General features: G+C 42.4%; 7 protein-coding genes. 5 read left to right on the top strand and 2 right to left on the bottom strand.

What is annotated here, in order from left to right; all coding sequences use genetic code 11:
* Positions 1-21 precede the first annotated feature (21 nt).
* The 3 genes from BLR84_RS22625 (at position 22) to BLR84_RS22610 (ending at position 4,389) form a co-directional block, all read left to right on the top strand.
* Positions 22-1,689: an ArnT family glycosyltransferase gene (locus BLR84_RS22625; protein ID WP_143013973.1), complete on the top strand. Its 1,668-nt coding sequence runs from the start codon at positions 22-24 to the stop codon at positions 1,687-1,689.
* 878 nt (positions 1,690-2,567) lie between these two features.
* Complete coding sequence (gene murB, locus BLR84_RS22615) at positions 2,568-3,587, top strand: UDP-N-acetylmuramate dehydrogenase (RefSeq protein WP_090472531.1); 1,020 nt, start codon at positions 2,568-2,570, stop codon at positions 3,585-3,587.
* Positions 3,588-3,852: 265 nt separating this feature from the next.
* Complete coding sequence (locus tag BLR84_RS22610) at positions 3,853-4,389, top strand: RNA polymerase sigma factor (RefSeq protein ID WP_076376152.1); 537 nt, start codon at positions 3,853-3,855, stop codon at positions 4,387-4,389.
* Between the two features lie 82 nt (positions 4,390-4,471).
* On the opposite strand, the gene BLR84_RS22605 is transcribed toward BLR84_RS22610, so the two are convergent.
* On the bottom strand, positions 4,472-5,266 hold the full coding sequence (locus BLR84_RS22605; protein ID WP_090472530.1) for a hypothetical protein: 795 nt from the start codon (positions 5,264-5,266) through the stop codon (positions 4,472-4,474).
* Between the two features lie 206 nt (positions 5,267-5,472).
* Here BLR84_RS22605 and leuS point away from each other — a divergent pair, with 206 nt between their 5' ends.
* The gene (gene leuS, locus BLR84_RS22600; protein WP_090472529.1) at positions 5,473-8,331 is read left to right on the top strand and encodes a leucine--tRNA ligase; all 2,859 of its coding nucleotides are present in this window, start codon (positions 5,473-5,475) and stop codon (positions 8,329-8,331) included.
* Between the two features lie 274 nt (positions 8,332-8,605).
* Positions 8,606-11,140 (top strand): TonB-dependent receptor, encoded by a 2,535-nt coding sequence (locus tag BLR84_RS22595; RefSeq protein WP_090472528.1) that lies wholly within the window; start codon positions 8,606-8,608, stop codon positions 11,138-11,140.
* 301 nt (positions 11,141-11,441) lie between these two features.
* On the opposite strand, the gene BLR84_RS30625 is transcribed toward BLR84_RS22595, so the two are convergent.
* The gene (locus BLR84_RS30625; RefSeq protein WP_369829198.1) at positions 11,442-12,125 is read right to left on the bottom strand and encodes a MutS-related protein; all 684 of its coding nucleotides are present in this window, start codon (positions 12,123-12,125) and stop codon (positions 11,442-11,444) included.
* Between the last annotated feature and the right edge of the window lie 292 nt (positions 12,126-12,417).

Raw genomic sequence — 12,417 nt, 5'->3', positions numbered from 1 at the left:
TTTGTACTCTAAATATCCCTGGTGAATAGTTCAGCAAGCACTTTATCTTCCGCAAATAAAAAGCCATACATCGTAGTGCTGGCACTGGCCATATTGGTGAATATAGCCGGCATCGGTATCCGTTATTTTACCGACGACCCTAGTTTGTACAGCGTGATTGCCCGTGGCATGGCCCAAAGCAATAATTTTACCGACCTCATCTATCATGGGAAAGATTGGCTGGATAAACCCCATTTTCCGTTCTGGATGGCCGCGCTCAGTTTTAAGATCTTTGGCATCAATACCATCGCTTATAAATTACCAGCTTTGTTGTTTTTCCTGATGTCGGTGGTGTATACCTATAAACTGGCCCGCAAATTTTACGACCTGGAGACCTCATTGATCGCCACACTGATCTTGCTTACCGCGCAGCACGTGCTCATGTCGAACACCGATGTGCGGGCCGAGCCTTATATCATGGGTTTGCTCATAGGGGCCGTATATCACTTTTATAAACTTAAAGAGCGTTTTGGCTGGGCCGATATTTTGCTTGGAGCCCTGTTTACAGCCTGCGCGGTCATGACCAAGGGTATTTACCTGCTCATCCCCATCGGCAGCGCTATCATAGGCGATTACCTGTTTAAAAAAGATCTCAAAAGTCTGTTCCATTGGAAATGGCTGCTGGCTTTTATATTGGTCGCCGTTTTTACCCTGCCCGAAATTTATACCTTATATATACAGTTTGATATGCACCCCGAAAAAGTGGTGTTTGGCAAAACAGGCATATCGGGAATTCATTGGTTTTTGTGGGACAGCCAGTTTGGTCGTTTCAACAACAACAGTTTTATCCGCAATACGCATGGCAGTATCTTCTTTTTTCTGCATACACTGCTGTGGGCCTTTGCGCCGTGGATGCTGTTGTTTTATTACGCGCTGATCAGGCATATTGGCAAAATGATCAAAGGGGTAAAGCTGCCCGAGTATATTACCATCAGCGGCTCGGTAGTAATGTTGCTGATATTTTCGGTATCCAAATTTCAGCTACCCTTTTATACCAATATCCTGTTTCCTTTCTTTGCTATCATTACGGCAGGTTTCATCCGCGAAGCGATCCAAAACAAAAACAAGTTCTTTACCATTGCTCAATACGCTATCGTGGTGTTGCTCGTCATCGCGGTAACGGTGCTTAACTTTGTTTATGCGCCCGAACGCTGGCCCGTGTTTATAGCGCTTTGTATCCTGCTCATCGGTATTGCTTTGTACATTTATAAAAACAGCGGCAACCCGCAAAGGGCCCTGGTTTTATTAACCGCTGTAATGGGTTTATGGGTTAACGCTTACCTCATGGGCGTAGTTTACCCCACGCTGCTCAAGTTTAAAGGCGACGTCCACGCGGCCGAATACATTAATCAACATTATCCAAACGACGAGATCATAGCCGCTTTTGATGTGCCCAACGCTTTCGATTTTTATACCCATCAGCCGGTAACCTTTATGAGCATGGCCCAGGCGGCCACGCACAGCAATGCCCTTATCCTGATAGACGACGGATTAAAGGCGGAGCTGGAAAAGAACCACACCAATTTCCGGATAGTACAGGCATTCTATAATTACCCTAATGAAAACATGACGCTACCATTCATCATCAAAACCAGCAGACTGGGTACATTGGAACGCTTTTATTTGGTGAGGATAGGTAAGGGTTTGTAATATTCTGTTTGTGGTGCGGTGATAACACCGACCACAGGCTAAAAGAGCAGAGACTAAAATCCCTGCCGAGTGACAGTTATTACCCGGCCTCCGGCCGCTGTAGAAAACGAAGTCATAATTTAAATCGCAGGCCAGAGGCCTGCAAATAGTCGTCACTTGGCAGGAGCCGAGCGACGGCGGAGGCGCATGATGTTTTAGCGAAGTTCAGAAAATCAAAATCATTTGTCATCCTGAACGGTTGAAGGATCTACTCTGCGATTGAAAAGTTTAATAACAGATGCTTCGTTCCTCAGCATGACAAACTTATCATTCCAACCACAGACTGAAAATCAGATAAGTCATGCCGAATTTATTTCGGCATCTCACCTGCGAGGTTGGGGACAGGCATGGTTTTAAACCTGCTGATGGGATGCTGAAACAAGTTCAGCATGACACATTATGTTTTTTTTCGGATGCGACCATAGCGGAACATATTCAGCAGGGTTTGCTTTTGCCTGTTAATTTTCGTATATTTATATGAGCAATGGCCCGGTTTACTGTTTATCAGCAAGCTGGGCCGTTTTGTTAAAGGACAAAGGGGGCAAAAAAGAGATTGTTTTGAGCTTAGTTATTTGATTATCAATAATTTAATACTTTTTAAACCTTTCAAAAGCCATCAGGAACTTGTTAAAAAGTGTTAAAATCGAGGTTTTTGAATGATTTTTAAGCGGTTTTCGACCAGTTTTGATCCATTTTTGAGTCAGAAATTGTTAAAATTTAAGGTTTAAAAAGTTTTTCATCATAGCGGGGATACAATAACCGCAGGCAATAAAATAAAATTCCGAAATTCGCCCCCAATAAATCCGACATCGAACATCCGATATCCGACATCAAAAAATATGCTGCAAATACAGGAAAACGTATCCCTCAAAAACTTTAACACCTTTGGTATCGACGCTTATGCCCGTTATTTTGTGGAGATAGCCCACGAGGATGAACTGGTGGAGTTGTTTGCCGATCCGCAATGGCTGCAAATTGACCGGCTGGTGTTGGGCGGTGGCAGCAACCTGCTGCTGGTGAGTAATTTTGAAGGACTGGTGATCCGTATGAATATCCGTGGGATTGAGCACCGCATCAGTCATAACGATGTTTTTGTGGAAGCCGGCGGCGGCGAAGTATGGAACGACCTGGTGAACTTCTGCGTAGCCCGTGAATATGCCGGTATCGAAAACCTGAGCCTGATCCCCGGTTCGGTAGGTGCATCACCTATCCAAAACATCGGCGCTTACGGCGTGGAGCTGAAGGATGCCTTTTTGAGTTGTCGTGCTTTTGAAATAGCAAGCGGCACTTTTAAAACATTTACAAAAGAAGATTGCAAATTTGGCTATCGCGAGAGTGTATTTAAAAATGAACTCAAGGGGCTGTATATAATCGTATCGGTAAAATTCCAGTTATCACTTATTCCTGATATCAATACACAATATGGTGCTATCGGGCAGGAGTTAGCCAATCGGGGAATTACCGCGCCTACTATAAAAGATGTTTCGGCGGTGGTATCACATATCAGGGTGTCTAAACTACCTGATCCATCAACTATAGGTAATGCAGGCAGTTTCTTTAAAAACCCCTTGATCAGTGTGGAGGATTTCAATGTAATCCAGGCAAAATTCCCCGACGTGGTCAATTATCCCGGTGGTGATGGCTTGATCAAATTAGCAGCCGGCTGGCTTATTGAACAGTGTGGCTGGAAGGGAAAAGTAGTAGGAAATACGGGTACCTGGAAAAATCAAGCGCTGGTATTGGTGAACCATGGCGGTGCCACCGGCAAGGAAGTGTACAGTTTTTCGTCGCAAATCATAGACAGTGTGTACACTAAATTTGGCGTTATGCTACAACGCGAAGTGAATATTATTAGTTAAATAATTTTATTCTAATTAAACTTTTGGTTTCGTTTAGCGTCAATTGTATAACATTCTTGTTACATTAGTTAATTTCATTGCTTTTTCATTTTGGTTGATTTTTATCTTTAATACTCTGCTTTTCAGTTCGTTAATTGTCTATATGGTGTAATTTTTACACACTTAATTTTTTCTGAAAAAATCTCTTTCGTCATTGTTCGGGTTAAAAGCTCAATTTTTAAGTGGCATCATGGTTGCCTAAGTGTTGATACAAAACTTTAACAAAATGACAAAGATTGAGTTTAACACCCTAGTACTACGTCAGGCAAGTTCATTAAGGTCTTACGCCCTTCATTTTACGCATGACGCAGATGATGCTAACGACCTTGTCCAGGATACAATGTTGAAGGCCATAACTTATTACAATAAGTTTAAAGAGGGTACTAATTTAAAAGGATGGTTATACACCATCATGAAAAATACATTCATCAACAACTATCGCCGTTTTGTTAAAATGAGCACTTTTGTTACCAAGTCTGACGAGATATCTTCTCCAAACCTGGTATACAGCTCGACAAAAAATCAAGGCGAAGCAAAATTTGTGATGGACGATATCAAAAGAGCGCTTGACCGCTTACCCGAAGATTATTATGTACCCTTCACCATGTATTTTGAAGGTCATAAATACCACGAAATTGCCGATCATCTGGATATCCCGATCGGTACTGTAAAAACCCGCATCCACGTAGCCCGCAAGTTGCTGAAAAAGAACTTGAAAGCGTACGATAACGGTATTGCGAAACCCGTTTACGCGGAGAATTAATATCTATTAAACTCAAATTATATATCATAGAAAAACCCGCTTTTTAGGCGGGTTTTTTATGTTTTTGATCCGGGTGAGTAATTTATGCTGCTAGCCCCGTTTGCAGATCGTAGGTATAGGATGATCCACTGATCACTATTTTTACCCGGTGGTTAGGCAGGAATTGAATAGTGCCTTTATAATCCCAGGTACCATCGGCACCGCTGCCTTTGGTAGCAAAGCTGGCCGATCCGCTGATGATATCCCCATCTTTTGTTGGGTCGATGATAAGCGAGTTGAACGAAAAATTATAGCTTGAAATAGTTGTTTTTTGTGCTGTTGTTTTGGCCTGCAGATTGGCATAAACATTCATAGAGCCGTTCATAGATAATTGCGAATTTTTATCACCCGGCGTTAATAGCTTCATGCTGAGCGTTTCGCCGCTTTTAGTCAGTACGATATATTCATTTGATGTGATGGTAACATATAAGCTATCGTATACACTGATGCCCGAAAGTGTTCCGCCAGTGCACTGTACGTTATATTTGATCTTGTTCCAGATGCTAAATTTGGCGGTATCGCTCAGGTCAAGCGAGAACTGGAAAGCCGTATCAATTTTAAAGTCGCAGTCCGGACTGTGGGTTGATTGTACTTTCAGCCGCCCTTTGTGGTTTTGATCCATATTATCGGGCATATTAGCACCATCTGCAATACTGAACGAGCCATATTCGCCATACAGTATCTGTTTAAGGTTCATCGCGATATTGCTGCTGACCACTTTGGTGCTTACCGTACTGGGATTACTTTTGTTATTAATATTTGCTGATTTGATACATGCAGAGTAGCCAATGGCTATGCAGGCAAGTAGTAAAAAGGTGAGTTTGGGGTACTGTTTCATAAAAAAGGTTTGGTGTTCTTTGCAAATTTAACTTATTATCAATGAATTAAGGAAAAGGGGATTCAAATTAATTTGTGGGGAAAACCTGGCGTATGTTTGCCGACCGGATCGAATTATCCACAGAACATAACAAACAAAGCATCAATATACTACCAAACTAATAGGTATTTTCTTAATTTCGCAACCTCATACGTGTAAACAATAAAATGGACTATCAATTTAAAGATATAGAGCAAAAGTGGCAGCAGTTTTGGGCCCAGAACGGAACCTTTAAAGCTGAGGATAAAAGCGCCAAACCTAAGTATTATGTGCTGGATATGTTCCCTTACCCATCGGGTGCGGGGCTGCATGTGGGCCATCCGCTGGGTTATATTGCCTCTGATATTTTTGCACGCTATAAACGTTTAAAAGGTTTTAACGTGTTGCACCCAATGGGTTACGATAGCTTTGGCTTGCCGGCCGAGCAGTATGCCATACAAACCGGGCAACACCCTGCTATTACTACTGCTGATAATATTGCTACCTATCGCCGCCAGTTGGATCAGATCGGTTTCTCGTTTGATTGGAGCCGGGAAGTGCGTACCAGCTCGCCCGATTATTATAAGTGGACACAGTGGATCTTTATGCAGCTGTTCAATTCCTGGTATAATAAGGATGCCGACAAGGCCGAATCCATTGCCAAACTGGTAGCTCATTTTGAGCAAAAAGGCTCGGCAGGAATTAATGCCGTATGTGACGAAGAAGTTTTAAGTTTTACTGCTGATGAGTGGAAAGCCTTAGGCAACCGCGAACAGCAAAGTGAACTGTTAAAATACCGTTTAACTTATCTGCGTGAAAGCACCGTAAACTGGTGCCCCGCTTTAGGTACCGTATTGGCTAATGACGAGGTGAAAGACGGCTTTAGCGAGCGTGGTGGTTACCCTGTGGAGCAAAAGAAAATGATGCAGTGGAGCATGCGCATTACCGCCTATGCCGAACGCCTGTTGCAGGGATTGGACACCATTGACTGGCCCGAGCCATTGAAAGAAATGCAGCGCAACTGGATAGGCAAAAGCACTGGTGCAAGCGTGAAATTTCCGATTGAGACTTCTCCTAAATCCTCTCCAAAGGAGAGGACTTTGGAAAAAAAAGTTGATAACTCCCTCTCCTTTGGAGAGGGTCGGGGTGAGGTCAATTTTATAGAAGTTTTCACAACCCGTGTTGATACCATTTTTGGGGTTACCTTTTTGGTGATAGCACCTGAACATGAATTGGTTGCAGCGTTAACGACGCCTGAGCAAAAGGCGGATATTGACGCATATATCACCCAAACCAAAAAGAAATCGGAGTTAGACAGGATGGCTGATGCCAAAACAGTATCTGGTGCTTTTACCGGAAGCTATGTGTTGAACCCATTAAATAACGAAAGGATCCCGATCTGGATAGCTGATTATGTTTTAGCAGGATATGGTACTGGTGCCGTAATGGCCGTGCCATCTGGTGATCAGCGCGATTATTTATTTGCTAAGCATTTTAACCTGCCGATAGTACCTATTATCGATATACAAAATATCGAAACAGAAGCCGACCCAACCAAAGAGGGGAAGTATATCAATTCCGACTTTATGAACGGGCTTGCTTACAAGGAAGCAACCGCTGCCGTAATTGCCAAACTGGAAGCCATTGGTGCAGGTAAAGCCAAAGTGAACTTCAGGATGCGCGATGCCATATTTGGCCGTCAGCGTTACTGGGGAGAGCCGGTGCCGGTTTATTTTAAAGATGGGTTGCCTCATTTAATTGAAGAGCAGCATTTACCGTTGTTATTGCCCGAAGTTGATAAATATTTGCCAACTGAAAGCGGCGAACCACCATTAGGCAGAGCTGAAGGCTGGAAACATCCGGAAGGTGAATATGAACTAAGCACCATGCCGGGATGGGCCGGTAGCAGCTGGTACTGGTACCGCTATATGGATGCGCATAACGATAAAGAGTTTGCATCCAAAGAAGCCATTGCTTATTGGAAAGACGTGGATTTATATATTGGCGGTAGCGAACATGCTACCGGGCACTTGTTATACAGCCGTTTCTGGAATAAATTTTTAAAAGATCTTGACTTGGTGGTTGAAGAAGAACCGTTTAAAAAGCTCATCAACCAGGGGATGATACAGGGGCGTAGTAACTTTGTTTATCGTTTAATTGATGAAGAAGGTCGCGGAACTAACACTTTTGTATCCCATGGGTTGATCAAAGAGTACAAAACTTCGCCATTACACGTGGATGTTAATATTGTAGAGAACGAGGTGCTGAATTTGGAGAAATTCAAAAAATTCAGACCAGAGTTTGAAACTGCCGAATTCATATTGGAAAACGGCAAATACATCTGTGGTGTAGAGGTTGAAAAAATGTCGAAATCTAAGTTCAACGTAGTGAACCCGGACGATATTATCAGTCGCTACGGCGCCGATACCCTGCGTATGTACGAGATGTTCCTTGGTCCGCTGGAGCAGAGCAAACCATGGAATACCAATGGTATCGAGGGTGTGTTCAAATTCCTGCGTAAATTCTGGCGTTTGTTCCATAACGAAGCCTGGGAGTTTAGCGTGTCTGATGCAGAGCCAAGCAAAGCCGAACTGAAATCGTTGCACAAGATCATCCGCAAGGTAGAGGAAGATGTGGAACGTTTCTCATTCAATACCTCGGTATCCAGCTTTATGATCGCGGTTAACGAACTGACTGACCTGAAATGTAACAACCGGGCCATCCTACAGGATATGGTGATCGTGCTATCATCTTATGCTCCGCACATTTGTGAGGAACTGTGGACCTTGTTAGGTAACCCGGCTGGTAGTTTATCATACGCGCCGTATCCAAAATTCAACAGCGCTTACCTGGTGGAGGATGAGTTTGCTTACCCGATCTCTATCAACGGTAAAACAAAAATGAACCTCAATATATCATTAAGCCTGGAGCCCAAAGCTATTGAAGAGTTTGTTTTAGCCAACGCCGATGTACAACGATACCTGGACGGAAAAGCTCCTAAAAAGGTGATCGTAGTAAAAGGCAGGATAGTGAACATGGTGGTTTAAGCCCAAGGAATTATAAAAATTGTTGTCATGCTGAACTTGTTTCAGCATCCCATAAGCAAGGTCATCATCTTGCTTACTGCGTACCTAACACGTGGGATGCCGAAATAAATTCGGCATGACTTTTTATCGGACAATGACATGTAAGGAAGTTTACACAGCGTTAATATCTTCTTAGTGTAACATATACATGACAATTACTAATTTCCTAAAAAAATAAAAGTTTGGGGTGTAACATTTAATCTATTTTCGCCTCCAATTACGAAAATCCTTATAAATGAAACGTTTTTACATACTTATAGCACTTTTTTGTTTTGCACTTTCGGCGAAAGCCCAGTTTGGTGTGGGAGGGAGCGGGCCAACTACAACGGGCCGGATATCGGGCACGGTGATCGACTCCATTACAAAAAAACCAATGGATTATACTACTGTGGGTTTATATCGCAGTGGTGGCAAATCGCCTATTACCGGTGTGGTAACTGATGAAAAAGGTAACTTTAAACTGGATAACGTAAAGCCCGGCAGTTATAAACTGGTGATATCGTTTATTGGCTATCCGGCAAAAACTATTGACCCTGTGGTTACCACGGCATCAAAGCCGGATAATAAAGTGGGCAATGTGCTTTTAGCCCCAGGTTCCAAAACACTGAAAGAAGTTAACGTAGTTGGCCAGGCGCCACTCATCGAGAACCGGATTGATAAGATAGTTTATAATGCAGAGAAAGACCTTACCGCCGCAGGTGGTAATGCTACGGATGTACTGCAAAAGGTGCCTTTAGTAGCAGTTGACCTTAACGGTAACGTATCTATCCGCGGCGATCAAAACGTACGTGTATTGATAAATGGCAAGCCATCAGGTGCTACATCGGCCAGTTTATCGGATGTATTAAAAACAATCCCTGCCGATCAGATCAAGAGCATCGAAGTGGTTACCTCACCATCAGCTAAATATGATGCTGAAGGCTCTGCAGGTATCCTGAACATCATTACCAAACAAAAAAATGTATCAGGTATCAGTGGTTCTGTGAGCGGTGGTTTGGGTACGCGTCAAAATAATGGTAACGCAAATATTAACTATAACCACAACCGTTTAAGCTTATCTGCTAACGTGGGTGGTAATATGACCTGGCCGCAAACATCCATAACTTCATCTGAACAAAGCTTTAATGCTGATAACCCTGATGCTTCTACCCATTTTTCACAAAGCAGCAACGGTACAAGCAGGGTTAAGCGTCATGGTATCATTGGTTCTGTATCTGCGGGTTATGATTTTAATGCCTTTAATAATTTAAGAACATCCATCAGGGTAAACCAGGGTGGTTTTGATCCTAACAGTAAGTCAAGTACTAACCAGTTGTATGGCGATACGTTAAAACAGGCTTATTCAAGTAATACCTTAGGACATAATACTTTTGGCGGATTTGACTGGAATGTTGATTATACACACAAGTTTAAAAAAGAAGGACATGAATTAGCATTCTCGACCCAATGGAGCCACAGCAAAATTGTGACCGATTATACCAGTTTTTTTGATTATCCTGCTGATTTTACACACCCTAAGTTTACTAATCAAAAAAATAATATTGACGGTACCAATAATGAATACACTTTTCAGTTAGATTATACTTTGCCAGTAAGTAAAGTGCTTAAAATTGAGGCCGGCGGTAAAAATATAATCAGGAGGATAGGTAGTGTTTCTGACTACTTTATTCCCTCAACTACCGATGAGTTTGTGCTCGATCCCAATAATACTAACACATACAAATATAACCAGACAGTTTTTGCGGGTTATACCGTATTTACCTTTACGCTGCAAAAGGGTTACTCCATACTGGCTGGTGCACGACTTGAAAATACCGATATACATGGCGAGCCAACCAATGCAGTACAGGATGTGCAGCCTTTTGACCAGAACTATAATACCTTTATACCAAGTTTAACTGTTCAAAAACAAATAAGCCCAACACAAACTATCAAGGTGTCATATAGCAAACGTATTACACGCCCAAGCTTACAGTTTTTGAATCCGTTTGTTAACAAAAGCAATATCACCGCGCAAACGGTTGGTAACCCAGAGTTAGCGCCAGAAGTATCACAAACAGTTGAACTGGGTTATAATACCTTTATCAAGTCGTCAGTTATTAACTTATCGGCCTATTATAAGCATACTTCAGGGTTGATCGAAGGTTTGGCCACACCTCTTGATGTAGCTACTGTTGGACAGAATGCAAGTATTACCACCTTTAACAACATAGGTGTAAATAACTCGTTTGGCGCCAGTTTTTTTGGCTCGGTTAACCCGATCAAAATATTAACTATACGTGGTAGTGTTAACGTTTATACCTATAAACCAACACCTTATGATGAGTTTAAAACACAGCAAACCCAACTAAGTACGCAGGTACAATACAATGCGTTCCTGAGCGGGTCTGTTACTTTGCCAAGTGGCTTTATAGCCGAGGCCTTTGCGGTTCAAAACTCGGCCAGGCGTACTATACAGGGTTCAAATCCTTCATTCAGTATATTTGGTGTAGGTGTTAAAAAACAGTTTATGGAGAAAAGAGCCTCAATTGGTCTTAATGCTATTGAACCATTTAGCACTTACAAAAACTTTGATTCAAATATTAAAACGCCAACGTTTACGCAATCAAGCAAGTTCGCGTTTCCGTTCCGCTCATTTGGTATAACCTTTAGCTATAGCTTTGGTAAGTTAAGCTTTAGCAACCCGCAACAACCTAAAAAAGGTGTCAATAATGACGACCAGAAACAAGGTGATCAAGGCGGTGGTGTACCAGCAGGAGGCGGACGCTAAAAATAGATTCAGGACTGTTAGAGTCAGGAATCAAAACAATAAAAAAGCTCCCGGTCATATGGCCGGGAGCTTTTTGTTGTAATAACCATTACGTCATTGCGAGGAACGAAGCAATCTCTATGCTATACAGAGCAAATTTGTATAGTTGACCTACTTACGTAGAGATTATTAATGTTGTGTTTGTTTTTATCAGTATTAATGAGCTCCCTCCGGTCGGTTGTCTTCGTACCTCGCAATGACGCGTTTTTTATTTGTATTGATAGGCAATCTTTATTCCTTGTTCCAATAATCTTTAATCCCTTCAATGGGCTTCTACATTGATGCCGATTTGCTTAAGTAATAGCGAGGCATTAAAAGTTTTACACTCGCCGTGTTTGATCTTATAATCAAATAGCATTTCGCCATCCTTAACCTGGATATCAAAATAAAAATTGCGTACGTAATCAGGGTATTTGGTTTCCAGCTGGGCTATTTGCAGATCGTGCGTGGCTACCATGCCTACCGCCTTTTTAGCGATCAATTGTTCAATTACCGCTTTCGAGCCCAGGTATTTATCCACCGAATTGGTGCCCCTCAGCATCTCATCTATCAGGAAAAATATCTTAGGCTCATTCTCCACGGCAGCCAGCAACATTTGCAGGCGGTCAAGCTCGGCCTTAAAGGTAGAGGTGCTTTCGTTCAATGAATCCTTAATACGCATATAGCTGATGATAGTAATGACCGATACCTGCATGCTTTTAGCACACACCGGTGCCCCGCAAAGAGCCAGCACGGTATTAATGCCGATGGTACGCAAAAAGGTGCTCTTACCCGCCATATTTGATCCGGTAATGATATCTATTTTAAAAGCATCGTCCAGTTCATAATCGTTTTCAATACGCTTGGTGGCATCAATAAGCGGATGGGCGAGTCCGTGGGCTGTAAGCGTATAGGCTTCGCGGTCATCAATCTGTGGGAAATTCCATTCCGGGTAGTTGATAGCCAATCCGGCTAAACTAAGCAGTGCCTCAAATTCGGCTATTACTTCAAAGGCCGCTTCCAGGCTTTGGTTGTTCTGGCGTTTCCAGTTCTCAATGGCTATTACCTGGCGTATATCCCACAAAAAGAATAAATTAAGCACAAAAGCGATGATCATATTCAGGTGGTAATTCAGCTTATTGATCAATGACGCCAGTTCTTTTATTTTGTTGGATGTTTGTCCGCTTTTGAGTTGCTGGGCCAGGTCGGTATTATAAATCGTTTGCCATTTTTCGTTTTCAACATGCTCAAAAACATCG

Source organism: Mucilaginibacter sp. OK268, assembly GCF_900103125.1.
In the GTDB taxonomy this organism is placed as follows: domain Bacteria; phylum Bacteroidota; class Bacteroidia; order Sphingobacteriales; family Sphingobacteriaceae; genus Mucilaginibacter.
Note: the sequence above shows the minus strand (reverse complement) of the source record. Positions and strands in the feature narration are given on the sequence as shown.

What these genes read in the sequence shown, in the direction of transcription:
- BLR84_RS22610 (WP_076376152.1), top strand. Translation starts at nt 3,853, where the DNA reads ATGACAAAGATTGAGTTTAACACCCTAGTACTACGTCAGGCAAGTTCA.
- BLR84_RS22595 (WP_090472528.1), top strand. Translation starts at nt 8,606, where the DNA reads ATGAAACGTTTTTACATACTTATAGCACTTTTTTGTTTTGCACTTTCG.
- leuS (WP_090472529.1), top strand. Translation starts at nt 5,473, where the DNA reads ATGGACTATCAATTTAAAGATATAGAGCAAAAGTGGCAGCAGTTTTGG.
- murB (WP_090472531.1), top strand. Translation starts at nt 2,568, where the DNA reads ATGCTGCAAATACAGGAAAACGTATCCCTCAAAAACTTTAACACCTTT.
- BLR84_RS22605 (WP_090472530.1), bottom strand. Translation starts at nt 5,266, where the DNA reads ATGAAACAGTACCCCAAACTCACCTTTTTACTACTTGCCTGCATAGCC.